We start from the raw sequence: 25,070 nt of genomic DNA, 5'->3' as shown, positions 1-25,070 counted from the left end.
CTTTTAAAAGTTTTTCATTTGTCTTGAATCACTAGCCTCGTGGGATTGTTTCACTTAAATACAGTAAAAATGTACGCAATCGTAGAAATTGCCGGGCAGCAATTTAAAGTAGAAAAAGACCGTTCTGTATACACTCACCGTTTAGCGGGAGCAGAAGGCGCTGCACTGGTTATCGACAAGGTATTACTTGTTGACAATGACGGAAAGATTTCCGTAGGAGCTCCCACAGTAGCTGGGGCCACTGTTACAGCTAAAATTGTTGCACACGTTCGTGGCGAGAAAGTTTTAGTTTTCAAGAAAAAGCGTAGAAAGACCTACCAAAAAATGAATGGTCACCGTCAAGATTTGACGAAAGTATTGATTGAATCAATCAATCTTAAATAAGGGTAAAATAAGTCTTAAACTAAGCGATTCTTCGGAACGCATAAATAAATAATAACATGGCACATAAGAAAGGCGCCGGATCATCCAAAAACGGTCGCGAATCACATTCAAAACGATTAGGCGTTAAGTTATTTGGAGGTCAAGCAATCATTGCAGGAAATATCATCGTTCGTCAACGTGGTACAGCTCACAACCCTGGCTTAAACGTAGGAGTGGGGAAAGATCACACCTTGTTCGCTTTAGCGGATGGTGTTGTTAAGTTCAAAAAAGGTTTCAAAGGACGTTCATACGTTCACGTGTTGCCTATTTCAGCAGATGCAGCTCCTGCAGATGCACCAGCGAAAGCTCCAGCTAAGAAAGCGGCTCCAGCTCCAGCAGCAGAAACAGCAGTAGAAGCAGCTCCAGCAGCTGAGGCTCCAGCTAAGAAAGCTCCTGCGAAAAAAGCAGCAGCTCCAGCAGCAGAGAAAAAAGCACCAGCGAAGAAAGCAGCGAAAGCTGAGTAATTTTCCTCGGTAGATATAGAGAACCCGGCATGAAAATGCCGGGTTTTTTTGTTTTTTGGAAACCAAATAGGCCGTACCTTTGTTCTAGATTTTAAAATACCCCTCATGAATACAGTTTCAACTATCCATATTTACACCGAATCTACCCCTAATCCACACTCCATGAAGTTCGTCTTCAACATGGAATTACTACCGGAAGGAATGTCATTCGATTATACCCAACCAGCAGACGGATTAACGAAGGAGAAAAACTCGCCTTTAGCGGTCGCTCTTTTTGGATTTGATTTCGTATCCCGCGTTTTCATCACGAACAACTTCATCACCTTAACAAAATCCGAGTCAGTGGCTTGGGAAGATGAGTTATTCGGGATCAAGACCTATTTAAAGAAATATTTCGAGGAGAAGCAACCCGTTTTCTCTCTACCAGAATCAACGATTGCTGACGACCAGTCTAACGACACACCAGCTATCAAGCAAATCAAGCAAGCCCTAGATGAATACGTTCGCCCAGCCGTTGAATCCGATGGTGGTGCGATCACCTTCCACTCGTTTGACGAAGCAACAGGCCAAGTAAAGGTTTTATTACAAGGTTCTTGCTCAGGATGCCCATCATCAACCATGACCCTAAAGCAAGGGATCGAAGCGTTATTAACGCGTATGGTTCCGGGTGTGAAGGAAGTGGTGGCGGAAGGGGTTTAAAAATCGCTGAAGGCGATTTATAAACCGAAAGAATAGAGCACAAAGCACAAAGAATAAAGTTGGAATAAAAAATGGGGCCTCGGCCCCATTTTTTATGTTTTATGAAATGCTTTAAAACATTTCACGAGTGTTTTCGCCGTAGGCGATGCCATCTCTATTCTTTATGCTTTATTCTTTGTGCTTTACTTTACGATTAATTTCAAATGAAATTTAAAATTAATCGTAAATCCTCCACCTCTCTAAAATTCTCATGCTCCACCTTATGAGAAACCACCTCATGTGCCCAAGTCGTGTGGTAAGGAACGTGGATTCCATGTCCGCCTACTGCGAGTACCGGAAGGATATCTGATTTCAATGAATTTCCAATCATCGTGAAATGTGCTGGATCGACATCAAGGTGTTTGATCAGTTTTAAATAATCGCTTTCCTGCTTATCCGACATAATTTCGATGTGGTGGAAATATTGCTCTAAGCCAGATTTAGCGAGTTTGCGTTGTTGATCTAATAGGTCACCTTTGGTGGCCACGACTAATCGGTATTTGCCTTGCAAGGATTGCAATACTTCGACCACACCTGGCAAGATTTCAATATCTCTTTCAAGTAGTTCTTTGCCTAAGTTCAGAATCTTTTCGATTCCGTCCAGCCCCATTGTTCCGCCAGAAACTTGAATGGCGGTTTCGACCATGGAAAGCATAAAACCTTTGACCCCATAACCGTACAGTGCCAGGTTATTCATCTCCACTTTGAACAGCTCTTGACCGGTGGTGTGGACGGGTAAATAGTCTTCCAAGAGCGCACAGAATTTATCTTCTGTCTCTCTAAAATAGGGTTCATTCACCCAAAGGGTGTCGTCTGCGTCGAATGCGATTACGTGTTCCATAATTCAAATTTAAAGAATAAAGCACATTATTAAAGAATAGAGCATAAAGCACAAAGAATAAAGTTTGAGGCGTCGCAGGCGACGCGTATTTGAAATGTTTTTTCTAACCTTTTCTTTAAACACAAAAATGGGGCCGAAGCCCCATTTTTAACCATCTTTATTCTTTATGCTCTATTCTTTGTGCTTTAAATTTCAAAGCGAGACGCTTTGAAATTTAGTAAGAAGTAGCAATCGTAATAAAATCAGCCGCAACCAAAGAAGCGCCACCGATTAAACCACCGTCTACGTCTGGGCAAGCGAATAATTCTTTCGCGTTTTTTGCGTTGCAGCTTCCGCCGTATAGGATAGAGATGCTGTCGGCAACGCTTTGGCCATATTTTTTAGCGATGTGTGCACGTAAAAAGGCGTGCATTTCTTGTGCTTGGTCTGAAGAAGCGGTTAAACCGGTTCCGATTGCCCAGATGGGTTCGTAAGCGATCACCACTTTGCTGAATTCCTCCGCTGAAAGGTGGAATAAGCTTTCTGTTAATTGTTGAGCTACGTGGCCTAAGAAATCTGCTCCTTCGCGCGTTTCTAAGCTTTCGCCGCAGCAGAATAAAGGCGTTAAGCCGTTTGCCAAAGCCGCGTCTGTTTTAGCCGCTAATTGCTCATTGGTTTCTGCAAAATATTGACGACGCTCTGAGTGTCCTAAAATGACATATTGTACGCCAGCAGAAGCTAACATGGGAGCAGAAATCTCTCCTGTGTAAGCGCCAGAGGCTTTTTCGTGGCAGTTTTGGGCTGCAACTGCTAAATTTGGAATGCCCTCAATGACTTGATTTACACCCGTTAAATACAAAGCCGGTGTCGACATAATCACTTGAACATCCGCGGAAACGCTAGACTTCACTAATTCTGCTACTTCAGTAGCCAAAACGAATGCTTCTTGCGCCGTTTTGTTCATTTTCCAGTTACCTGCAACAATTTTTTTTCTCATACGTTCATCATTTAAGTCCTAAAATTACGAATGCTTTCGGTGGAATGAAAATTAGCACGAAAAATTAGGCCGGATATTTCAGAAGATTCCCACATTTAGCGTATTTTCACACCTTATATGAATGTTAACCTTGCTATGAAAAAAATCAGCACCGGATTACTGCTTTTCCTTTTAAGTTTCCAGGCCTTTTCACAGGATTTATTCCCGCATACCCAGCAAAAATGGGTGGATTCCGTTTTTAATTCCTTGAGTGTAGATCAGAAAATCGGTCAATTGTTGATGCCCCGTGGAAATGTGGCGGACACCTACGATACAACGCGTTTGTATTCAATCGTAAAGGACTACCATGTGGGAGGCTTTGTCCTATTTAAAGGCCATCCAGTGAAGCAGGCGCTGTTAGTGAATGAATTACAACACAGAACAAAAGTTCCTTTGTTTATCGGGATGGATTTAGAGTGGGGATTAGCCATGCGTTTGGATTCGACATTCCGTTTCCCATACCAAATGACCTTAGGCGCTATGCAGGGAAATACGGCCTTGATCGAGAAGATGGGCGTACAAATAGGTGAGCAATGCCGGAGAATGGGCGTGCACATTAATTATGCGCCGGTGGTAGATGTGAATAATAATCCGTTGAATCCGGTGATTAATTTCCGCTCGTTTGGGGAGAATCGGGAGGATGTGACGGCAAAGGCTTTGGCCTATATGAAAGGACTCCAGAAAGCTGGAATCATCACTTCGGCGAAACATTTCCCAGGCCATGGCGACACAGGCGTGGATTCGCATGTAGACATTCCGATCTTAAACCACTCGCGTTCGCGCTTGGATAGTTTGGAATTATATCCCTATAAAGAATTAATCTCGAATGGTTTGCAAGGCGTGATGGTGGGCCACTTGAATCTGCCGGCTTTGGATACGACTGCGTCTTTAGCGTCTACACTTTCGAAGCCAATTGTGACGGGTTTATTGCGTGATGAAATGAAGTTTCAGGGTCTCGTGTTTACGGATGCGATGGACATGAAAGGGGCGACCAAAATGTTCCCAGAAGGGACGGCAAATGTGAAGGCGATCCTAGCGGGGAACGATATTTTAGAAACTTTTGTGGATGTTCCGGCGGCTTTTGACGCGATCAAGAAGGCGTTAACGAATGGCGAAATCTCGCAAGAGGATATTGATCAGCGTGTAAAACGTATTTTACATGCCAAAGCCTGGGCAGGTCTAGCCCACTATTCTCCCATCGTCGTGGAGAACTTGTTGAAGGATTTGAATCCAATTAAGAGTGAAGTACTGAATCGTGAATTAGCGGAGAAATCGATCACCTTAATTAAAAATCCGGGCGAGTTAGTTCCGATTAAAGCGTTGGACAAAACACGTATTGCGACTTTAGCGATCGGGAAGCCATCTTATGGTGCTGCTTTCCCTACGGAGTTCCAAAAAATGGCTAACAACTACGTCGAAATGCCTCATTTCTATGTAGACGAAACGAGTGCGGATACGACGATTGCGCGCATCGAAAATACCTTGAAAAACTACGATGTGGTGCTGATGGGGATTCACAGCATTTCGATTCGTCCGGCGAATAATTACAGTTTGAAGCCAGCGATTAAGGCTTTAGTGAATCGTTTTGCAACGCCTAAAACAGTGGCAATTCATTTTGCGAACGTGAACACGTTGACACAATTTGACAGTTTGAAGAACGCAGGAGCCTTAATGACGGCTTATCAAGATGGAATTACGCAGCAGGAAGCAGCGGCGGAAATTGTTTTTGGAGCGATTCCGGCAACGGGGAAATTACCGGTTAGTTTGAATGCAAGCTACAAACAGGGGATGGGTATAACAACGACGTCATTAGCGCGTTTGCAATACAATTTATTACCTGAAGCGGTGGGCATTTCTTCTGCCTACTTGAACGCGAAAGTGGATTCGATGGCGAAACTAGCGATCGAAGTGAAGGGTGCTCCGGGTGTAGTGGTGTTGATTGCTAAGGAAGGGAAGGTTATTTACCACAAAGCTTTTGGCAACCAGATCTATGAAACTACCGTTCCATTAAAGACCTCCGATATCTTCGATTTAGCTTCTATTACCAAGATTTCCACTTCGGTTCCGGCCTTAATGAAATGGCAAGATGAGGGTAAATTCTCCTTGAAAACGACGATGGGACAACTGGTTCCCTCTTTTGCTAAATCGAATAAATCGGGTCTTTTATACGAAGATGTATTGACGCATCAATCTCGCTTGAAGGCCTGGATTCCGTTCTGGATGGATTATATCGATAGTACCGATATGATTTTCCACAGCAAGAAATTCCAGAAAAAATTCACACAGGACGATGTGAAGTACAAATATGTGGAACGCTTCTTGAGCCCAGCATCTGGAGAAGCGCGTTTGAAGAAAAATATTACCGACCAAAAAACGATGTGGAAGGAATACGTGGACATCACGAAGGACGTGACACGTTGGAAGCCATTTACCTTATCTTATGCGCAATCCGAGGAATACCCTACGCAGGTGGCGCCTACTTTATGGGCACACAAGACCTTGAAAGAGCAGATTATGACAGCGATTAAGGAGAGTCCGTTGCGCGAGAAGAAGGAATATGTGTATTCGGATTTGTCCTATTATTTATTGCCAGCTGAATCGCCGCGTATGACTGGAAAGCCATGGCCGGACTTTTTAGCGGATTCGTTTTACAAACCTTTAGGTGCGTCGACCTTAGTTTATCAAGCGGAGAAGCACTTTCCTTTAGCGCGTATTGTGCCTTCAGAATATGATTCATTATTCCGTAAGACGTTAATTCATGGAAAGGTGCACGATGAGGGAGCGGCCTTATTAGATGGTATTTCTGGTCACGCAGGTTTGTTTGGGAATGCAAATGACTTGGCAAAATTGATGCAGATGTACCTCCAAAAAGGCTATTATGGTGGTCAGCAATTCATTCAAGAATCGACTATCAAACAGTGGACATCTTACCCTTTCAGTGTGGAAGAAAATGCGCGTCGCGGGGTTGGTTTTGACAAAGTGGATCGCAATAAGGCGGGTATTTCTGCGGCGGCTTCTGCAAGCTCAGAGAGCTTCGGTCACTCTGGTTTTACGGGAACATATACCTGGATTGATCCTACCCAGGATTTAGTCTATGTCTTCTTATCGAATCGAGTGTATCCGACGCGGAATAATTCCAAAATTTCGGATATGAACATTCGCACGGGAATCAATGAAGTGATTTACCAAGCGATTAAAAAAGGAAACTAATATGCGCATTCTCATCACGGGAGGTACAGGTTTTGTGGGTGGTGCTCTGAAGCAGTTTTTGCTGAATCAGGGGCACGAGGTGGTGATTTTATCGCGATCTGGCGGGGACTTCCAATGGGATGTTTCGTATGGATACATCGACCCAGCGGCTTTCGAGGGAGTCGATGCCGTTGTACATTTAGCCGGGGCGGGCATCGCAGACGAGCGCTGGTCTGCCACACGCAAAAGAGAATTGATCAACAGCCGCGTGCGCAGCACCGCGGTTTTATACCAGGCTTTATCAACGATTCCTCATTCCATTAAAACGGTCGTTTCTGCTTCCGCCATCGGCTTTTACGGGGCTGATACAGGCGAGCAAGAATGTCTGGAAACATCTCCTGTGGGCTTGGATTTTCTAGCGGATTGTACCAAACAATGGGAAGAGGCGGTTGACCAAATCGCCACCTTAGGTATTCGCCATGCTAAAGTCCGCATCGGTTTAGTGATGGGAGCCAATGGTGGTATTTTCCCTGTTATTTCGAAACCGATCAGGTATTACGTGGGGGCTAATTTAGGATCAGGAAAGCAATGGCAATCCTGGATTCACATTAACGACTTAGTGAGAATATTTAACGAGTTATTGATAAATTCGAGCCTTTCAGGTGTCTTTAACGGCGTGGCTCCAGAACCCATTCGGGCGGGAGCAATGAACAAGCAAATTGCCAAAGCATTGCACAGACCCTTCTTCTTACCTTCTATCCCCGGCTTTTTACTTCGCCTGGTTTTAGGGGAGATGGCCTGTTTAGTGTTAGGGGGCAGCCGCGTGTCTTCGGCGAAGATCGAGAAAGATGCCTCCTTTTCCTTTACCTTTGTCCGCTTCGAGGAAGCATTAAAAGAAATCGTACATGTCTAAAAAAATATTGATTTATTGCGGGTCTTCGAAAGGCCATAATCCGGTTTATGCGGAGCAAGTAGTGAAGTTAGCTCAGGCCTTGCATGCACACGGTTGCCAGGTGATTTTTGGTGCTGGAAGTGTGGGTTTGATGGGTGTTTTAGCCGATGAATTCTTGCGCTTAGGCGGTCACGCGATTGGTGTGATTCCTCAATTCATGGAACCATGGGAAGTAAAGCACAAAGGTTTGCCAGAGCTGCATGTGACGGATACGATGCACACGCGTAAAGCTTTGATGGCCGATATGGCGGATGGCGTTATTGCGATGCCGGGAGGCTTTGGGACTCTAGACGAATTGTTCGAAATCCTTACTTGGAAACAATTAGATCTGCACGAGATGCCGGTTTCGGTGTTCAATATCAATGGCTATTTTGACCATCAATTGAAGCAAATTCAGCACATGGTGGATGAGGGTTTCTTGAAGCAACCGAATATGGATGCCTTGCAAGTAGAATCTGACCCAGAGAAATTAGCGGATTGGATCATGGCCTATGAGCCGGAGAAGATGGAGAAAAAGTGGATTTACGTAGGATGAGAAAACTGTTATTCCTCTTATTGATTTCGGTTAGTCTGCTGGCCCAGAAGGACCCAGAGAACTTAGGCTCTGCCGTCAATTCTGAATATGCGGAATTGAATCCGGTGATTTCACCTGATGGCAGGACCTTGTATTTTGGGCGTAAAAGTCATCCAGCGAATCGGTTTGGAGTGAAAGGTTCAGAAACAATTTCGGGGTCTCAGGATATTTGGTTTTCAGAGAAAGTAGGAAATGCTTGGAGTACGGCGCGTCGATTATCAGATATTTTAAATAGAGATCAATACAATACCATTTTATCTATTTCTCCAGATGGACAAACGATCTTGTTAAAAGGAGCCTATGTGAACGGATCCTATGTAACGCGTGGTTTTTCTTTAGCGAATAAGACCGCTGGAGGGTGGACAGTACCCCAAAAAATAGATATCCCTGGTTATGAGCAAATGAGCAAAGGGAAGAATGAATATGGTTTTTTAACCATGGATGGGAAAGCTATTTTATTGGCGTTTTCCCGAAAAAAGAACAGTGAGGATGATGATATCTATGTGAGCTTTTTAGTGGATGGTCGCTGGACTCGCCCCTTGGATGTAGGGGATGGGATCAATTCTAAATACTCGGAGACCACCCCGTTCCTTTCTGCGGATGGTAAGACCTTGTATTTTTCCTCGGATCGACCTGGGGGACAAGGAAGTCAAGATATTTATATGACGCGTCGATTAGATGATACCTGGCAGAACTGGCGTAAGCCACAAAATCTGGGCCCTCCTGTAAATACGGATGAATATGATGCGTATTATTCTATTTCCGCGAAGGGAGATTATGCCTATTTTATGTCTGCCAAAGGTTCGCTAGGGAAGAAGGATATATTTCGATTAGCCGTAGAGGCGCCAGAATCCTCAGGGACTGAGGGACTGAGTCCGAAGTCCGAAGGGAAAGAGTCCACAGGAAAAGAGTCCGGTGGAAAAGTGGGTAATGCGCCTGTGGATGCGGCCATTGGAGAGAGTCGATTTGGGCCTTCATCCACCCGCTCTGTTACTTCACAGGAGTCGGACCCGGTGGTTCTGCTTTCAGGTACGGTATTAAATCAGAAGACTGGTAAAGTGCCAGATGATGCTTCTATTACGTACGAGGATTTAGCGACAGGAAAAACTTTAGGTCAGGCTAAGCCAGATCCAAACTCAGGAAAATACAAATTGGTGCTCCCTTACGGTAAGAACTATGGGATTACGGCTAATGCCAAGGGTTTAATTCCTACCTCCATTAATTTGGATTTGAGTACGGTTCGTGGCCGTTATATTGAACTAGACGACCGAGACCTATCAATGGTTCCGTTAGTAAAAGGAAACACGGCTACCGTAAATAATTTATTTTTTGACTTAGGAAAGGCGACATTAAAACCTGAATCTGAACCGGAATTAAAGCGAATTTTGCAAGTAATGAAGGACAATAAGGCCTTGGTTATTGAGATTAGTGGTCATACGGATAATACGGGGTCGGATGAAATCAATAATAAACTTTCCTTAGAGCGGGCGAATGCGGTGAAGGAAAATTTATTGAAGGGTGGAATTGATACAGGGCGCATTCGGACAAAAGGCTATGGCAAGTCTAAACCTAAGGCAGATAATGCGACAGAAGAAGGCCGCCAAATCAACCGCCGCGTAGAAATTGAAATCTTATAACATGGAGCCTAAAAAGAATTGGAAATACGTGCCCGCACCACCGGCCGCGGAGGTGGAGGCATTAGGGGAGGCTTTGGGCTTAAAGAATCCGTATTTTTTATCTTTATTAGTATCTCGCGGGATCAAGACCTTCGAACAAGTGAAGGATTTTATGGTTCCAGAGGTCAATCAACTGCACGACCCATTCCTGATGAAGGATATGGACAAAGCAGTAGAGCGCCTCAGCTTAGCACTCGAATCCGGAGAGAAAATCTTGATTTACGGCGATTATGACGTGGATGGAACCACTGCAGTAACACTTGTTTATAGTTATCTAGCAGGGATTTTAGGAGCGGATTGCGACTACTACATTCCAGACCGCTATGCCGAAGGGTATGGTATTTCGCAGGCGGGTATTCAGTATGCTAAAGATAATGATTACACCCTCATCATCTCTCTCGATTGCGGTATCAAGGCGCATGAACGAGTGGCCTGGTGCAACGAAAACGGAATCGATTTTATCATCTGCGACCACCATTTACCAGAAGCCACCATCCCCGATGCGGTCGCAGTATTAGATCCTAAAAGAAAAGATTGCCCTTATCCCTTTAAAGAATTAACCGGTGCTGGCGTGGGCTTTAAACTGATGATGGCCTTCGCGATCGCGAATGAGCTAGAGCTCGATCCTTTGTGGGAATCAGTAGATCTGCTAGCCTGCAGTATCGCAGCGGACATTGTGCCGATGAACGGGGAAAACCGGGTGTTGGCCTTTTTTGGCCTCGCTAAATTAGGCTCAAATCCATCTCCAGGATTAGGCTATTTATTAAAGAAGGCTAAGAAGAAAGCGCCTATTCAAATCTCCGATATTGTCTTTTCTATTTCACCCATCATCAATGCGGCGGGTAGAATGGACCACGCTCACGGAGCGGTGAAATTGATGTTAGCGGCTGATGATCAAGAGGCGGAGGCGCTGGCAGAGGCTGTGATTCAACAGAATCTGGATCGCCGGGTGGTGGAGAAGGAGATTGTGGCGCAGGCTTTGGCAATGTTTGAAGGAAATGATTTTCTGCTTTCTGCGCGGAGCACGGTTTTATTCAATCCGGCTTGGCATAAAGGCGTGGTGGGTATTGTAGCGAGTAAGATTCAAGAACAGTATTTTAGGCCTACGATTATTTTAACGGAATCACATGGTCAACTAGTGGGTTCAGCTCGCTCTGTTAGAGGATTTGATGTGCACCACGCTTTAAAGGAATGTGCTGATTTATTAGAACAGTTTGGGGGACATACGCATGCGGCCGGTTTGCATTTGAAACCATCTAATTTGCAGGCCTTTATTGAAAAATTTGAACGCATTGCGCAAGAGGGTTTAGCGAATATCTCGCTTAAGGCGGATTTGCCTGTTGATTTGCAGATTCCTTTAGAGGCTTTGAGTCTGTCGTTTTACGATAAACTCTTAGTTCGTCTATCTCCATACGGCCCGGGAAATATGCTTCCTAACTTTGTTTCAGGACCTGTTTTTGTAACGAAGAGTCCTTTTGTCATGAAGGAAGAGCACCTAAAAATTTATGTGGGATCTACGCCAGATGAGCGAGGGTTAGAGGTAGTTGGTTTTGGGATGAAGGCTGATTTCTATGACGGATTATGTGCGGCTTATGAGCAGCGTTTGCCCATTCAGCTGGTTTATCACCTGGAAGTAAACGAATACTTGGGAAATCGGACGATTCAATTACGGGCCTTAGATTTTGCGTCGTTTAATTAATTATTTTAATTTTAAGCATAACCAAAAAACTAACACATGAAAAAAGTACTCGATTTATTGCCTTCAGTTCTCGTGGGAGCCTTATTCTTGTTCGGAGGATTGAACTTCTTCTTTAACTTCGTAGCGCAACCACCTATACCCGGAGATCCTGGTGTTTACATGGGAATCATGATGTCCTCTGGCATGATGACGGTAGTAAAAGTATTAGAAGTAATCGGTGGGGTTTTAATTTTAGTTCCGGGTAAACGCGCTTTAGGATTAACGATTTTAGCCCCTATCACGGTAAATATCTTGTTATTTGAATTGTGTTTAGCGCATGCACCAAGTGTGGGTGTGGCTTTAACGGTACTTTCCGCGATTATCGCTTACCAAGAAAGAGATAAATTCAAGGCTTTATTGTAATAAATACGCCTTGAAATCAGCGAAGTCCGTCCCCATGGGGATGGACTTTTTTGTTTTATCCAAAAGCTCCGCTAAGCGCGCAGGAACAGGAACTGAAACCCCTAACGTTCCCTCCACCGTAGGTAAGAACTTCGCGTAATGGGCCGTAGACAACAGAATTCCAGTTATTTCACCCGGATATTCAGCAGCATATTGTTGCAAACCATCATAGGCAACTGCCGTGTGTGGACACATGACATAACCGGTGCGTGCGAACACGTCAGCCATGATTTCCTGCGTTTTTTGATCGTTCGTATAATAGCCTTTAATAATTTCGCGCACTGTAGACCATAAGTCGCCAGCTAATAAGCGCATGCGGATGAAGTTCGATGGGCTACCCACATCCATTGCGTTGGATAAGGTTTCGACTGAAGCCACAGGATTGTATTCGCCGGTGCGCAGGTAATCTGCCACCGGGTGGTTCTCGTTACACGATGCAATGAAAGCTTTTACCGAAAGCCCCATTCTGTAGGCCATTAATCCAGCGCTTAGATTGCCAAAATTCCCCGAAGGTACACTGAATACCACCGGGGCATTCAATCCTTTCTTTTTCGCTTGTGCGTAGGCCGCGAAGTAGTAGAAGGACTGCGGAATTAAGCGGGCAATGTTGATGGAATTCGCAGAGGCTAAATCGAAGGCGGCGCGAAGTTCTTCATCGAGGAAAGCTTGCTTGACCAGTCTTTGGCAATCGTCAAACGTACCATCTATCTCTAGCGCTGTCACATTTCCACCCAAGGTTGTCAATTGCTTCTCCTGAATATCGGATACCTTTCCAGTAGGATATAAAATCGTCACGCTGATGCCTGGGGTATTGTAAAAACCTTGTGCCACCGCACCGCCCGTGTCTCCAGAGGTCGCGACTAAAATGCGGATTTCACGTTTCGATTGCAATAAATAATGGGACATGATCGCCGCCATAAAGCGCGCGCCAAAATCCTTAAACGCCATCGAAGGCCCGTGAAATAATTCCAATACCTCGACACCCGGTTCTAAAGAAACAATGGGCGCCTCGAAGGTCATTGACTGATCGATTATTTTCTTAATATCTGCCGAACTCAAGCTGTCCCCAAGCAAATTTTCACACACTGCCATCGCAATTTCTGGCAAGCTGCGGTCCTGAATCGTTTCGAAAAACGAAGCCGGCAAAGGTTGGATGGAAGTAGGCATGTACAAGCCATTGTCCGGTGGAAGGCCACGGAAAATAGCCTCTTCTAGGCTTACATTAGGGCTTTTATGTTCGGTGCTGTATAAAATCATACTAATCTTAGGGCATCTCCCTCGAGTTTAGGAAGGACCGAATAGCGGTCAAATTCAAGGCAAAACACGATATCTTTTTCAATCCCTAAACCTAATAAACGGTTCACGTGGGAAGAGTTCTTCACCGCCGTTAATAGATCATTCGAGGCTAGGTTATATTGTTTCCAGGCCATCAAAGCCGCATCATCTGCCACTTCATATTCACCAGAAAGCGCATCAATCAAGGCACCTGCGAACAAGGTGTCTTCTAAATTCGGCTTCCCTTTCCAGCCAGCGCAAACGACTAAGGCGTTCCCGTTCCAGGCTTTCAAAGCGTCCGCCACGCGGGAGATATTCAAAAATGCACCTACATAAACAGCAGGAGCGCTGCTCGATCTACGAATAGCGACAGTACCGTTGGTGGTGGTGACGCAAATTTTGGCCCCTTTCACCTTCTCTACTTGATACGAAAAAGGGGAATTGTCAAAGTCAAAACCAGCAGGAGTAACCCCGTTGCGTTCCGCCGCCGTCAAATACCCTTTAGCGCCATATTGCTGGCAAAGTTCCACTTCTTCCACCGGAACAATCTCCGACGCACCACTCGCAAAAGCAGTCACCATGCAGGAAGTCGCGCGGAAAATATCCACTACAACCACCGCTACGGAGGATAAATCATATAAATGGATCAAGTCCGGCGATAAACAGACGTCGATTTTCTTCATTTTATAAGAACGGTAATTTGACGATTTCGGCTTTGATGGCTTTGTCACGGATCGAGATAAAGATCTCCGTTCCCGTGTGTTTCGTGCTCACATAACCCATCCCGATTCCTTTTGAGAGAGATGGAGATTGGGTTCCTGAAGTTACTTCACCGATCGTCTCGCCTGCCGCGTTTAAAATCGGGTAATGTTGGCGAGGAATACCACGGTCGATCATTTCAAAACCGACTAATTTTTTCGAAGGACCATTTGCCTTAATCGCGGCGTGGTGGTCTTTCATAATGAAATCTTTGTTGAATGAGGTGATCCAGCCTAAGCCAGCCTCGATAGGAGAGGTTGTGTCATCGATGTCGTGTCCGTACAAGCAATAGCCTTTTTCGGTACGCAGCGTGTCGCGCGCACCTAGTCCTACCGGAAGAATTCCGAATTCTGCACCTGCCTCGAAGATCGCGTTCCACATCGCTAACGCGTTTTCGTTTTTCACATAAATCTCGAATCCGCCCGCGCCGGTATAACCCGTATTGGAGATGATGATGTCAGCGAAACCGCCCATTTCACCTATTTTGAAGCTATAATAGGACATATCTGCTAAGGTAACAGACGTTAATTTTTGTAGTGCCAAAATCGCCTTCGGCCCCTGCACCGCTAACAAATTATATTCGTCACTGCGATTCACCATCTCCACCCCGAAGGTATTGTGTGAGGAGATCCAGTTCCAGTCTTTCTCAATGTTCGAAGCGTTCACAACCAAGATGTATTCGGTTGCGTTCACACGATAGACTAACAAGTCATCGACGATGCCGCCCTCGTTGTTTGGCAAACAGCTGTATTGTACCTTCCCGTCCACTAATTTAGATGCGTCGTTCGAAGTCACGTATTGGATAAAGTCCAAAACGCGATCCCCTTTCAGGAAGAATTCGCCCATGTGACTCACGTCGAAAACACCCACCGAATTGCGCACAGCTAGGTGCTCTTCGATCAGGTTCGTGTACAATACGGGCATGTTAAAGCCAGCAAAGGGCACCATTTTAGCGCCTAGCGATACGTGAAGGTCATTTAAATGAACGTGTTGTAAGTTTGTTTCTTCCATGGATTATTCGCGGTATAGAACCTGTAAAAGTGTTTGGCCGACCGCTTTCAGGGTCGATTTGTCGATGTTAGCTAAATTATCTGCATGCGTGTGGTGGAAGCTTCCAAACTCGAAGCCGCCATTCGACGCGCGTAAATCGATTAAATCAATCATTTGGATTTTGGCAATCTCATTCACCGCCGTATGGTCATCCGAAATCCCGAAGGCATCCTGATCCACGAATAAATTGCTGTATCCTAAATCCGCCGCCGTCGCCCAAACCGAGCGTACAATTCCCGGCGCATATTGCATCGAAGTCCCCTCGTGCGGGAACATCGCGCCTTTTCCACCCACCATATCTAACAAGATACCATAATAAGCTTTGTAATTAGCCGGGACTAAATTCGCAGCCCAATGCTGTGAACCCAAAGCCCAACTGTTCGTCTTATGTTCTCCTGTATAATCGTCCGGTTCGCCATGATCTTCTAGGTCAAAAAGGACGATATCGACGCCCACCGCCGGCTTATTCTTAGCTTCGTGCAAGTTGCGCGCGATTTCTAACAAAACACCCACGCCACTCGCGCCATCGTTTGCTGCATCGATGGGCTCGTCTTTACGTACTGAATCTTTGTCCGCAATACTGCGTGCATCCCAGTGGGCAGCTAACAAAATTCGCTTTGCAACTGCAGGTTGAAATTGCGCGATGATATTCGTGCCTTCTAATTTCTTGCCGTCGTAGCGGAAAGCCGTAAAAGGCTGCTCTGTCACGGTCCAGCCGTAGGATTTCAATTTGGCAATTAAAAACTGTAGCGTATTTTTACTCGCCTCAGATCCTGGAACACGCGGGCCAAAAGCCACTTGTTGCGCAATAAATTGATAAGCTGAATCCGCCTTAAAATCAGGGGTTTCCACAAGGTTGACTTCCGCCACAGGAACCTCTGCCGCAGGCTTCCAAATAAAGTAAGCACCAGTCAGTGCGAATACGAGCAGTAAAAAGAGGGCAATGCGGGAACGGTTCATCTGAAAAGGCTCAAAAACAAGCTCAAAGGTAGCAATAGAATGCCGAATTAGGAATTAAGAAATCAATAATGTGTACCTTGCAGGATAATTTGAATTGAAATACCATGCCTTCCCCTAAGGAACTGAAATTTTTGAGCGGCTTGAAAGCTGAAATATTGGAGTTTTTTGAATTGAACGACTACCGTTCCTATTCTTTGAACCAATTACACAAGGCTTTTGCTATCCGCGATCGCAAGACGAAGGAGATTTATTCTGACTTAGTAGCGAAGTTGATTGCGGAAAATCGCTTGATCAAAAATGAGGAGGGGAATGTTCGCTTTGATAATGAATCTTTCCAGGTGACAGGACGCGTGGATCACGTGAATGCGCGTTTTGCGTTTGTGATTCCCGAGGATGGGGCGAAGGATATTTGGGTGGCTTCTGGAGATTTAAATAATGCCAAAGACGGGGATAAAGTCATCGTCCAAGCGCGTCGACCATCAGAAAAGAGAAAAAATGACCGCCCGGAAGGAGAGGTCGTACAGATATTGGAACGTCGTTCCGCCGAATTAGTGGGGGTCATTCAAGTGACTCCGCACTATTCGTTTTTAATTCCCGATTCGAAGAAAATTTACGAAGATGTCTACTTGCCTAAGTTCGAAATCAAGGACGCAAAGCACCTAGACAAAGTGATCGTAGAAGTAACTCGCTGGGGAACAGACGGTAAAAAAGCCGAAGGTCGTGTCATCAAAGTGCTCGGTAAAGCCGGAGAGAACGATACGGAAATGCACTCGATTCTAGCGGAATACGGCTTGCCCTACGACTTCCCTGAAGAAGTAGAAAAAGCCGCTGCCTCTATCTTAGTACAGATTCCTGCCACTGAAATCAAGAAGCGCAAGGACATGCGTAACGTATTAACTTTCACGATTGATCCGATCGATGCGAAGGATTTTGACGATGCGATCTCCTACCAAAAACTAAAAAATGGCAACACCGAAATCGGTGTTCACATCGCTGACGTTTCCCACTATGTGAAACCCGGCAGTGTACTCGATATCGAAGCTTATAAGCGTGCTACTTCTGTTTACTTAGTAGACCGCGTGGTGCCTATGTTGCCAGAAAAATTATCGAACGGACTTTGTTCCCTTCGTCCAAACGAAGATAAATTAACGTTCTCCGCCGTTTTCGAACTAGACGCGAACGACACAATTGTGAAAGAATGGTTTGGCCGCACGGTCATTCATTCTGACCGCCGTTTCGCCTACGAGCAGGCACAAGAATTAATCGAAAATGATTCAGATGATGCCTTAGTTCCGGTCATTCGTGATTTGAACCGCATTGCCAAAAGTTACCGAGCAAGACGTTTTGATCACGGTTCCGTGAACTTCGAAACAGCCGAAGTCCGCTTCGAATTAGATGAGGACGGAAAGCCAATCGGCGTTTACCCACGTATTCGCAAGGATGCGCATAAATTGATTGAAGAGTTTATGCTGTTGGCTAACAAAAAAGTGGCCGAATTCGTCTTCAACAAGAAAAAAGACGAGCCTAAAAACACGATGGTGTACCGTATTCACGAAGCGCCAGACCCAGAGAAATTGCAGGTATTCTCGTCTTTCGCGAAGAAATTTGGCTACCAAGTAACGACTGATCCTCAGCATGTGAGCAAATCGTTCAACGCCTTGATGGAAAATATCGAGGGCAAAGGCGAGGAACACGTGTTACAGAGTTTAGCGGTACGTACGATGTCCAAAGCCCGTTATAGCACCGATCCTGTCGGTCACTTTGGCCTAGCGTTCCCGTTCTATTCTCATTTCACCAGCCCGATTCGTCGTTACCCAGACGTCATGACGCATCGACTGTTACAGCATTATTTAGACGGCGGCACTCCAGCGGAACGTGCCCCTTTAGAAATCCAATGTAAGCACAGCTCGGATCGCGAAAAACTCGCATCCGATGCAGAACGTGCTTCCATCAAGTACAAGCAAGTGGAATACATGAGCTTGCACGAACCACAAGTTTTTGACGGTATCATCACAGGTGTAACCGAGTTCGGAATCTTCGTCGAAATAGGCGAAACTTCTTGCGAAGGCCTAGTTCGTATGGTCGACTTGAATGACGACTTCTACGATTTAGATAAAAACAATTACCGCATCGTGGGCAAATCAAATGGCCGTGTCTTCACCTTTGGAGATAAGGTGCAAGTGAAAGTCCGCGACACGAACTTAGCAAAACGTACCATCGACCTAGAATTGGTAGGGATGCGTTCTGGCTTGGTAGGCAAATTCGCGAACAACCGTTCTCGTAAGAGAGAGGCGCCAAGGGGTGGAAGAGTGATTCCGAAGGGTAAGGAGAGGGGTAGACGTACGGGGAGGAGATAATTTTTGTATTCGGTCTCAATTTGTGCTTTGCAATAAATTATAGACCGAATACAAAAAATTCTCTCTCTCTTTAAAAGCATAAAGAATAAAGCACAAAGCATAAAGTAGGATTAAAAAAAGGCTTCAAAATTGAAGCCTTTTTTTATGGAATTTGGAATAAGTGGAAGATTCAGAATTTAATATTTCTTTGCTGAATTAATTTTTTTCTTTAGTTTATACTTCCAAAAACCTATTTACCTATAAAAAGCATTCAAAATGTCCCCTAAAATAAAACTCGGATTGATTCTTACGGTAATCTCCGTTTTTACGATTAGCTTCTTTCAGCCGAAAGCCCCCACTTTTTTATCGCTTGAGGGAAATACGAAGATCGCGTTAGTGGGCGGTAATTTGGGTTCCCGTATGATCAATTATGATCATTTTGAAACAGAATTACATCTTCGGTATCCTTCTTTTAATTTGATGGTTCGCAACATGTGCGATGGTGGAGATACTCCTGGATTTCGGCCACATTCAGCTCGTATGAACCCTTGGGCTTTTCCAGGTGCAGAAAAATTCCAATCGGAATTTGCAAATCCTTCTCAAAGTGAAGGCCACCTAGAGACACATGACCAATGGATGAGCCGTTTAAAAACGGATATTGTCATCGGTTTTTTTGGATATAGCGAATCTTATGAAGGTAAGGCTGCAATTGCTACCTACAAGGCTGAATTGGAGGCATTCATCAAACACACTTTGGCACAAAAATACAATGGGGTTTCTGCCCCTCAACTAGCCATTGTTTCTCCTACAGCTTTTGAAGATTTAAGCGCAAAAATTGATTTGCCTAACGGAACGGTTCAGAATGCGAACATTACTTTGTACGCACAGGCGATGAAAGAGGTGTGTGAGAAGAATAATGTTTTATTCATTAATGCGTTTGATGCTTCCAAAAAATGGTATGCAGAATCAGCGGAGGATTTGACCATCGACGGTTTTCAATTAAATGATGCGGGGTATAAAAAATTAGCCTTATTACTTGCGGATCAAGTGTTTGGGAAAAAATCGACAGCTATCGAATCCAAAAGAGCGGATGTGTATGCAGCCGTTGCGGAGAAAAACTGGATGTGGCATACTGACTTTAAGATTCCAAACGGGGTTCACGTATATGGTCGCCGTTACAACCCCTTTGGACAAGATAATTATCCTGGTGAGATTGAAAAAATTCGCCAAATGACGGATAATCGGGAAGCAGCTATCCAAGCCGCAATCAAAGGTCTTCCGTATGATCTGGCCGCTGCAGATGCCAAGACGCGCAAGCTTGATCCCGTAAAAACGAATTTTAATCCGGATAAAAACGGCAGCTTGAAATACCTGTATGGGGAGGAGGCATTAAATGCCATTAAAGTAGCTCCAGGATATAAAATCGAGCTATTTGCTTCGGAAGAGGAATTCCCGAATTTGGCCAAACCGGTTCAAATGACGTTCGATAATAAGGGCCGACTTTGGGTGGTTTGTATGCCGTCTTATCCACATTACAAGCCGGGGGATCCGAAACCTAACGATAAAATCATCATTCTTGAAGATACAAATCAGGATGGAAAAGCGGATAAGGAAACGATTTTTGCCGAAGGTTTACACGTGCCGGTGGGGATGGAAATCACGGAATTTGGGGTATTTGTGAGCCAAGGAACTAATTTGGTTTTATTGAAAGATACGAATGGGGATGATCGGGCGGATTCGAAGGAAGTCATTTTAAGTGGTTTTGATGACCACGATACGCACCATGAGATCTCCGCATTTGTGACAGACGAATCAGGCGCTATTTACATGGGAGAAGGCGTATTTTTACACACAAATGTAGAAACACCCTACGGTACTGTTCGCGCAACGAATGGGGGTTTTATGCGGTATAATCCTGCTAGGCATCATTTGGAGCGGGTAGCTCAGTTGTCAATACCTAATCCTTGGGGAATTGCCTTTGACAAATGGGGTCAAAACTTTTTTGCAGAAACCTCTGGACCAGACGTTCGCTGGATGATGCCCGGTTCCACTAAAAATCGCTACGGAGAAAGAGGTCACAACTCATTTACCTTAGTGGAAGAAAAACATTTAGTTCGACCTACCTCCGGTTTAGAGTTTGTATCAAGTCGTCATTTTCCTGACAATGTGCAAGGGGATTTTCTAATCAATAATACCATCGGATTTTTGGGAATGAAGCAACATCAATTAACCGATGATGGGACCGGATATAAATCAAAGCACCGCCAAGATTTGATCGTGGGCGAAGATCGCAATTTCCGCCCTGTTGATATGGAATTTGCTCCAGACGGCTCACTTTATGTGATCGACTGGCATAATATTTTGATTGGTCACATGCAGCATAGTGCCAGAGATCCTTTGCGCGATCACACCCACGGCCGTGTGTACCGCGTAACGTATCCTTCAAGGCCCTTAGTGACACCTGCCAAAGTTTATGGGGCATCTATCGATCAGTTATTGGATAATTTAAAATTGCCTGAATACAGAACGCGGTACCGGGTGCGCAGAGAATTGCGTGGTCGTAAGGCTGCCGATGTATTACCTAAAATCACGACATGGGTGGCTAATTTGGATAAAAAGGATGCCGATTATGAGCACCATGTATTAGAGGCGCTGTGGGTTTCTTGGGGATTGAATAAGGTAGACCAAAAACTACTCAACCAATTACTGCAATCAAAAGATTACCATGTTCGTGCCGCAGCCGTTCGCGTCTTGCGCTACACAGGTCATCAAGTCAAAAATCAAACGGCGCTATTAGCAAAAGCAGTGGAAGATAAACACGGGCGTGTTCGAATGGAGGCATTTGTAGCTGCCTCTTGGTTACCGAAACAAACCGCTCTGCCCCTGTTAGCTTTGGCAAAAAAACATCCGCTAGACCCTTGGATGGACAAACCATATGAAATAGCCGTCGCTCATGCGAGTGGAGTGAACGTGGTTAAAAATAAAGAAACGGCTTTAGTTTCAACGCTAAAAGGGAAAGATTTAGACTTGTATACTGCCGGCCAAAAATTGTATTCGAAAGACGGTTATTGTACTACCTGCCATCAGACTAATGGAAAAGGACTTCCCTCGTCCGGTTTTCCTCCCTTATCTAATTCTATCTGGGTGACAGGAAATCAGGAACGTTTAATAAAATTAGTGATCAAGGGACTAATGGGGCCTATGGAATTGAATGGCGTTAAATATGCCGGTCAGGTTCCCATGACCCCATATGGAGGCTTAATGTCAGATAAAGAGATTGCCTCCGTTCTGACCTATATTCGAAATTCATTTGGGAATAAAGCCGCGCCTATCGACCCGGAAAAAGTGAAGGAAGTGCGCGCTAAAATTGCTAGCAAACAGGATTTATATAATGCCAATATGCTATTATCCGAACACCCTATCGAAAAATAACCATGAAAAAATTACTTCCTATTTTTCTTACAGTTGTACTTATTTTGTCGGCATTTGTGCCAAGTTTTTCGCGTGAACCTGACCCTATAAAAGCGAAGAAACCCCTGGTGGTATTTGTTTGTGGTGACCATGAATATTCTGGCGAGAGTACGCTTCCCTTATTAGCGGCGGTTTTGGAAAAACAATATGGCTTTCGGACGAAGGTGTTAAAATCGTTTCCGGATCAAAACGCGGAGCGAGACATACCCGGTTTAGAAATATTAGCGGAGGCAGATTTAGCCGTATTTTTTCTTCGCTGGCGCTTACTCCCAGCAGATCAAGTGGCTCACATAGAAGCCTACTTACAATCCGGAAAGCCTATCATGGGATTTAGGACAAGCACACACGCGTTTAACTATCCCAAAACAGATCCATTAGTCGCATATAATGGCTTTGCCGAAAGAGCCTTTGGAGCCCCTCCCGGCTGGGGCGGACCCTCCCAACATACTCATTATGGTCACAATGCAAGTACGGATGCCACGGTCATTCCAGAAAAAGCAAAGCACCCGATTTTAACTGGCGTAGATCCTGCCTTTCATGTCAGGTCTTGGCTATACCGTGTTTTGCCTGATTATCCAGTGAAGGGCACGGAGTGGTTACTGATGGGCAAAGCGGTGAATCCCGATAAGACAGCAGTAGATCAACCCATCGCCTGGACATGGGAAAATCAATACAAAGGGAAAGTATTTTTTACCACGATGGGACATCCGGAGGATTTTTCGGTGGAATCTTTTCAGCGACTTATTGTCAATGCCGTCCATTGGGAATTAGGCCTGAAAGTGCCACAGACCTGGGCAGGTAAATTAGCTATTAATGTTCCTTACAGAGGAATGGTCAACTCAAAATAGTCAAACAATGAAATACCCGATTGCAATGAACACGCTGGTCTATGGACCCGACATGAATGAATCTATCATACAGCATTTAGCCTACATCAAAGAAGTGGGTTATGAAGGAGTGGAGATACCCATTTTTGTGGTCGACCAGGAATATTGGAAACCTTGGAAAGCGGAAATAGATCGCCTGGGATTAACCGTTTTCACGGTTACCTTTTTAGGTGCGGATATGAACACCATTTCTTCAGACCCTGCCGTGCGTCAAAAAGGGGTAGATTTTCTAAAAAAGGCCGTAGACATTACCGCTTATTTAGGAGCGTCTTACCTTTCTGGTCCTTTTCATTCTGCATTAGCGGTGTTTTCGGGTGCAGCACCGACCCAACAAGAATTAGATTGGTCGAAGGAAAGTATGTTAGCCGTAGCGGATCATGCCAAAGAAAAAAACGTGATTCTGGGATTGGAATATTTAAATCGATTTGAAAATTACATGGTGAGTTCCGCAGATCAACTATATAGTTTGGTGAAAGCGATTAATCATCCAAATGTCAAAATCATGTTTGACACATTTCATGCACACATTGAAGAATTCAATACGGGTGAAGCCATGGTGCGTATTGCGGATGAGGTGGGGCATATTCAATTGTCGGAAAGCACTCGTGCCACTTTAGGGGAAGGACAAGTGCATTGGGATAATGTGTTTACCCATCTGGAGAAAATGAATTACAAAGGCTGGTTGGTCGTGGAGGCATTCACTCCTTTATTGCCTGCTGCGTGTATCTGGCGTAAGAATTATACAACAGAAGCTGAATTAATTTTAAAAAGTTACCAACATATTCAAAAGCATTTAGCGAAGTAAATCCTAAAGCATAAAAAAGAGGCTTCAATTCGAAGCCTCTTTTTTATGCCATCTTTATTCTTTGTGCTTTATGCTCTATTCTTTAAATCTCTACTCTCTACTCTACCATCTCTAATCTAAAACCGACGCAGTCGGTTTTGTCGTATTATACAACTCATACCAATCCTGATAATCCATCTCAATCGCAAAAGCATCCACGATATTTTGGATTCGTTTCTGCTCCAAGGTTCCGATTAAAGGCAAGGCACCTAATTTGATTAACCAAGCCACGGCTACTGATTCGATATTGCTATCGTATTTCGTGGCCATCTCGTTCAATTTCTTGCGCAATTTCAAGGCTTGCTCGTCTGTTCCGTGCTCGATGCGACCACCAGCTAAAGGCGATACCGCTAAGGGGCGCATGTATTTTTGCTTGATGTAATCCACGATACCGTTATCTAATGCGCTTGTGTTTAACAAGTTTAAGTCGATGTGGTTAGAAACGATCGGGATGTTCAGGAAGGAAACTAATAACTGGTGTTGATAAACTGAGAAGTTTGAAACACCGATGTTTTTCACCTTTCCGGAGCTCTTTAATTTTTCTAAAGCCAAAGCTGTCGATTCAATATCCGATAAGGGATCTAATTGGTCTAATAAGAAGACGTCCAAATAATCCGTTTGCAAGTTGCGAAGCGAGTTTTCTACAGACGCCGTGATGTGGGCTGCCGATGTGTTTACATGTGCTACGCGGAAATCTGGTCTCGCTGGGGATGGGATGTTGACTCCGCATTTGGAGAACAAAACAATGTCAGAACGTTGGATGGATTTTTTCGCCAAAAGCTCTCCAAAAGTCTTCTCCGCCGTGTATTCACCATAGCGATCCGAGTGATCAAAGGTATTAATGCCCTTCTCTAAACAAAAATGGACGATCTCGTCCATTTTCTTATCTTCTTTTTCCCAACGCCAAAAGCCGTATATGGCTGGTGAAACTTTGGGACCAGCATCACTTAAATAGACTTTATTCATGAGACGATAATTTTAGAAGCGGCTAATAAATCAGCCACTAAGTGTGTTGCTTTAGTTTCTGTTCCAGCTGGAGCTAAGCGAATCGTGCGTAAACCTGCACGCGTTCCTGCCGTAATATCGCGTTCGTGGTCGCCTACCATCCAAGAGGCTTCCATATCGACGTTGTATTTTGCTGCGGCTTTCTCGATCAATAAAGATCCAGGCTTGCGCGTCAAAGAATGACTGTCAAAATTCTCGTGGTAAGGGCAGAAATAGAGGTCATCTAATTTCACTCCCGTCCCCTCTTGAATCGCATCATGGATTAAATACACGTCTTCACGCTTGTAAACGCCTTTTGCGATTCCACTTTGGTTCGTAATAATAATCAACAAATACCCCGCATCTTTTAAAGCCTGTAAGCCTTCTTTCACGCCGGGTGGGATCACAAAGTGTCCTAAATGGTACACGTAATCCACGCGATCCACATTTAGAACGCCATCGCGATCTAAAAAAATACACTTATTCATTCAA

Annotated in this window: 20 protein-coding genes and 1 pseudogene; 13 read left to right on the top strand and 8 right to left on the bottom strand. The window is 44.7% G+C overall.

Annotation, left to right across the window (positions count from 1 at the left end; all coding sequences use genetic code 11):
* Nucleotides 1-69 precede the first annotated feature (69 nt).
* The 3 genes and pseudogenes from rplU (at nt 70) to ACRZ9O_RS08910 (ending at nt 1,586) form a co-directional block, all read left to right on the top strand.
* Complete coding sequence (gene rplU, locus ACRZ9O_RS08920; RefSeq protein ID WP_130895529.1) at nt 70-384, top strand: 50S ribosomal protein L21; 315 nt, start codon at nt 70-72, stop codon at nt 382-384.
* Between the two features lie 56 nt (nt 385-440).
* A pseudogene (gene rpmA / locus ACRZ9O_RS08915) lies at nt 441-698 on the top strand (50S ribosomal protein L27); the annotation flags it as partial.
* 294 nt (nt 699-992) lie between these two features.
* Entirely contained in the window at nt 993-1,586 is a 594-nt protein-coding gene (locus ACRZ9O_RS08910) for a NifU family protein (RefSeq protein ID WP_459458369.1), read from the top strand.
* A gap of 199 nt (nt 1,587-1,785) precedes the next feature.
* Here ACRZ9O_RS08910 and ACRZ9O_RS08905 read toward each other — a convergent pair whose 3' ends face one another.
* Together ACRZ9O_RS08905 and tpiA are read right to left on the bottom strand one after the other, a co-directional pair.
* A complete protein-coding gene (locus tag ACRZ9O_RS08905; RefSeq protein WP_459458367.1) occupies nt 1,786-2,466 on the bottom strand; it encodes an HAD family hydrolase in 681 nt (226 codons plus the stop codon).
* A 214-nt stretch (nt 2,467-2,680) separates the two neighbouring features.
* Entirely contained in the window at nt 2,681-3,442 is a 762-nt protein-coding gene (gene tpiA, locus ACRZ9O_RS08900; protein WP_130895523.1) for a triose-phosphate isomerase, read from the bottom strand.
* A 135-nt stretch (nt 3,443-3,577) separates the two neighbouring features.
* On the opposite strand from tpiA, the gene ACRZ9O_RS08895 reads away from it, so the two are divergent.
* The 6 genes from ACRZ9O_RS08895 to ACRZ9O_RS08870 are packed head-to-tail and all read left to right on the top strand — an operon-like array spanning nt 3,578 to nt 11,973.
* The gene (locus ACRZ9O_RS08895; protein WP_459458365.1) at nt 3,578-6,691 is read left to right on the top strand and encodes a glycoside hydrolase family 3 N-terminal domain-containing protein; all 3,114 of its coding nucleotides are present in this window, start codon (nt 3,578-3,580) and stop codon (nt 6,689-6,691) included.
* 1 nt (nt 6,692) lies between these two features.
* Nucleotides 6,693-7,583, top strand: a complete 891-nt coding sequence (locus ACRZ9O_RS08890) for a TIGR01777 family oxidoreductase (protein ID WP_459458363.1) — start codon at nt 6,693-6,695, stop codon at nt 7,581-7,583.
* On the top strand, nt 7,576-8,157 hold the full coding sequence (locus ACRZ9O_RS08885; RefSeq protein ID WP_130895520.1) for an LOG family protein: 582 nt from the start codon (nt 7,576-7,578) through the stop codon (nt 8,155-8,157). Before ACRZ9O_RS08890 ends, ACRZ9O_RS08885 begins: the two co-directional genes overlap by 8 nt.
* Nucleotides 8,154-9,833 carry an OmpA family protein gene (locus ACRZ9O_RS08880; RefSeq protein WP_459458361.1) on the top strand — a complete coding sequence of 560 codons (1,680 nt, stop codon included), beginning with the start codon at nt 8,154-8,156 and terminating at the stop codon, nt 9,831-9,833. Before ACRZ9O_RS08885 ends, ACRZ9O_RS08880 begins: the two co-directional genes overlap by 4 nt.
* 1 nt (nt 9,834) lies before the next feature.
* A complete protein-coding gene (recJ, locus tag ACRZ9O_RS08875; RefSeq protein ID WP_459458359.1) occupies nt 9,835-11,571 on the top strand; it encodes a single-stranded-DNA-specific exonuclease RecJ in 1,737 nt (578 codons plus the stop codon).
* A gap of 36 nt (nt 11,572-11,607) precedes the next feature.
* Nucleotides 11,608-11,973, top strand: coding sequence for a hypothetical protein (locus ACRZ9O_RS08870; RefSeq protein ID WP_459458357.1), 366 nt, complete (start codon nt 11,608-11,610; stop codon nt 11,971-11,973).
* On the opposite strand, the gene thrC is transcribed toward ACRZ9O_RS08870, so the two are convergent.
* From thrC to ACRZ9O_RS08850, 4 genes are read right to left on the bottom strand one after another with little or no spacing between them, the layout of a single operon-like run.
* Nucleotides 11,965-13,269, bottom strand: coding sequence for a threonine synthase (gene thrC, locus ACRZ9O_RS08865; RefSeq protein ID WP_459458355.1), 1,305 nt, complete (start codon nt 13,267-13,269; stop codon nt 11,965-11,967). The two genes, ACRZ9O_RS08870 and thrC, sit on opposite strands and share 9 nt — an antisense overlap.
* The gene (locus ACRZ9O_RS08860) at nt 13,266-13,970 is read right to left on the bottom strand and encodes a 2-phosphosulfolactate phosphatase (RefSeq protein WP_459458353.1); all 705 of its coding nucleotides are present in this window, start codon (nt 13,968-13,970) and stop codon (nt 13,266-13,268) included. The genes thrC and ACRZ9O_RS08860 overlap by 4 nt, the downstream gene beginning before the upstream one ends.
* A gap of 1 nt (nt 13,971) precedes the next feature.
* Nucleotides 13,972-15,057 carry a glycine cleavage system aminomethyltransferase GcvT gene (gene gcvT, locus ACRZ9O_RS08855; protein WP_459458351.1) on the bottom strand — a complete coding sequence of 362 codons (1,086 nt, stop codon included), beginning with the start codon at nt 15,055-15,057 and terminating at the stop codon, nt 13,972-13,974.
* A 3-nt stretch (nt 15,058-15,060) separates the two neighbouring features.
* Nucleotides 15,061-16,056: a M28 family peptidase gene (locus ACRZ9O_RS08850; protein ID WP_459458349.1), complete on the bottom strand. Its 996-nt coding sequence runs from the start codon at nt 16,054-16,056 to the stop codon at nt 15,061-15,063.
* A 104-nt stretch (nt 16,057-16,160) separates the two neighbouring features.
* On the opposite strand from ACRZ9O_RS08850, the gene rnr reads away from it, so the two are divergent.
* From rnr to ACRZ9O_RS08830, 4 genes are all read left to right on the top strand, one after another.
* Nucleotides 16,161-18,413, top strand: coding sequence for a ribonuclease R (rnr, locus tag ACRZ9O_RS08845; RefSeq protein ID WP_459458347.1), 2,253 nt, complete (start codon nt 16,161-16,163; stop codon nt 18,411-18,413).
* A gap of 255 nt (nt 18,414-18,668) precedes the next feature.
* Complete coding sequence (locus tag ACRZ9O_RS08840; protein ID WP_459458345.1) at nt 18,669-21,824, top strand: PVC-type heme-binding CxxCH protein; 3,156 nt, start codon at nt 18,669-18,671, stop codon at nt 21,822-21,824.
* A 2-nt stretch (nt 21,825-21,826) separates the two neighbouring features.
* Nucleotides 21,827-22,711, top strand: coding sequence for a ThuA domain-containing protein (locus ACRZ9O_RS08835; RefSeq protein ID WP_459458343.1), 885 nt, complete (start codon nt 21,827-21,829; stop codon nt 22,709-22,711).
* Nucleotides 22,712-22,718: 7 nt separating this feature from the next.
* Nucleotides 22,719-23,555: a sugar phosphate isomerase/epimerase family protein gene (locus tag ACRZ9O_RS08830; RefSeq protein ID WP_459458342.1), complete on the top strand. Its 837-nt coding sequence runs from the start codon at nt 22,719-22,721 to the stop codon at nt 23,553-23,555.
* A 111-nt stretch (nt 23,556-23,666) separates the two neighbouring features.
* Here ACRZ9O_RS08830 and ACRZ9O_RS08825 read toward each other — a convergent pair whose 3' ends face one another.
* Both ACRZ9O_RS08825 and ACRZ9O_RS08820 read right to left on the bottom strand, forming a co-directional pair.
* Nucleotides 23,667-24,560: an aldo/keto reductase gene (locus tag ACRZ9O_RS08825; protein WP_459458339.1), complete on the bottom strand. Its 894-nt coding sequence runs from the start codon at nt 24,558-24,560 to the stop codon at nt 23,667-23,669.
* Nucleotides 24,557-25,066 carry a D-glycero-alpha-D-manno-heptose-1,7-bisphosphate 7-phosphatase gene (locus tag ACRZ9O_RS08820; RefSeq protein WP_459458337.1) on the bottom strand — a complete coding sequence of 170 codons (510 nt, stop codon included), beginning with the start codon at nt 25,064-25,066 and terminating at the stop codon, nt 24,557-24,559. Before ACRZ9O_RS08820 ends, ACRZ9O_RS08825 begins: the two co-directional genes overlap by 4 nt.
* Nucleotides 25,067-25,070 lie beyond the last annotated feature (4 nt).

It is taken from the genome of Aquirufa sp. HETE-40SA (genome assembly GCF_054558635.1).
Note: the sequence above shows the minus strand (reverse complement) of the source record. Positions and strands in the feature narration are given on the sequence as shown.

Coding starts and splice junctions, on each gene's coding strand:
- ACRZ9O_RS08880 (WP_459458361.1), top strand. CDS start 8,154: ATGAGAAAACTGTTATTCCTCTTATTGATTTCGGTTAGTCTGCTGGCC.
- ACRZ9O_RS08905 (WP_459458367.1), bottom strand. CDS start 2,466: ATGGAACACGTAATCGCATTCGACGCAGACGACACCCTTTGGGTGAAT.
- ACRZ9O_RS08870 (WP_459458357.1), top strand. CDS start 11,608: ATGAAAAAAGTACTCGATTTATTGCCTTCAGTTCTCGTGGGAGCCTTA.
- thrC (WP_459458355.1), bottom strand. CDS start 13,269: ATGATTTTATACAGCACCGAACATAAAAGCCCTAATGTAAGCCTAGAA.
- ACRZ9O_RS08895 (WP_459458365.1), top strand. CDS start 3,578: ATGAAAAAAATCAGCACCGGATTACTGCTTTTCCTTTTAAGTTTCCAG.
- ACRZ9O_RS08820 (WP_459458337.1), bottom strand. CDS start 25,066: ATGAATAAGTGTATTTTTTTAGATCGCGATGGCGTTCTAAATGTGGAT.
- ACRZ9O_RS08910 (WP_459458369.1), top strand. CDS start 993: ATGAATACAGTTTCAACTATCCATATTTACACCGAATCTACCCCTAAT.
- ACRZ9O_RS08860 (WP_459458353.1), bottom strand. CDS start 13,970: ATGAAGAAAATCGACGTCTGTTTATCGCCGGACTTGATCCATTTATAT.
- ACRZ9O_RS08835 (WP_459458343.1), top strand. CDS start 21,827: ATGAAAAAATTACTTCCTATTTTTCTTACAGTTGTACTTATTTTGTCG.
- rplU (WP_130895529.1), top strand. CDS start 70: ATGTACGCAATCGTAGAAATTGCCGGGCAGCAATTTAAAGTAGAAAAA.
- ACRZ9O_RS08885 (WP_130895520.1), top strand. CDS start 7,576: ATGTCTAAAAAAATATTGATTTATTGCGGGTCTTCGAAAGGCCATAAT.
- ACRZ9O_RS08850 (WP_459458349.1), bottom strand. CDS start 16,056: ATGAACCGTTCCCGCATTGCCCTCTTTTTACTGCTCGTATTCGCACTG.
- ACRZ9O_RS08890 (WP_459458363.1), top strand. CDS start 6,693: ATGCGCATTCTCATCACGGGAGGTACAGGTTTTGTGGGTGGTGCTCTG.
- gcvT (WP_459458351.1), bottom strand. CDS start 15,057: ATGGAAGAAACAAACTTACAACACGTTCATTTAAATGACCTTCACGTA.
- ACRZ9O_RS08825 (WP_459458339.1), bottom strand. CDS start 24,560: ATGAATAAAGTCTATTTAAGTGATGCTGGTCCCAAAGTTTCACCAGCC.
- ACRZ9O_RS08840 (WP_459458345.1), top strand. CDS start 18,669: ATGTCCCCTAAAATAAAACTCGGATTGATTCTTACGGTAATCTCCGTT.
- tpiA (WP_130895523.1), bottom strand. CDS start 3,442: ATGAGAAAAAAAATTGTTGCAGGTAACTGGAAAATGAACAAAACGGCG.
- ACRZ9O_RS08830 (WP_459458342.1), top strand. CDS start 22,719: ATGAAATACCCGATTGCAATGAACACGCTGGTCTATGGACCCGACATG.
- rnr (WP_459458347.1), top strand. CDS start 16,161: ATGCCTTCCCCTAAGGAACTGAAATTTTTGAGCGGCTTGAAAGCTGAA.
- recJ (WP_459458359.1), top strand. CDS start 9,835: ATGGAGCCTAAAAAGAATTGGAAATACGTGCCCGCACCACCGGCCGCG.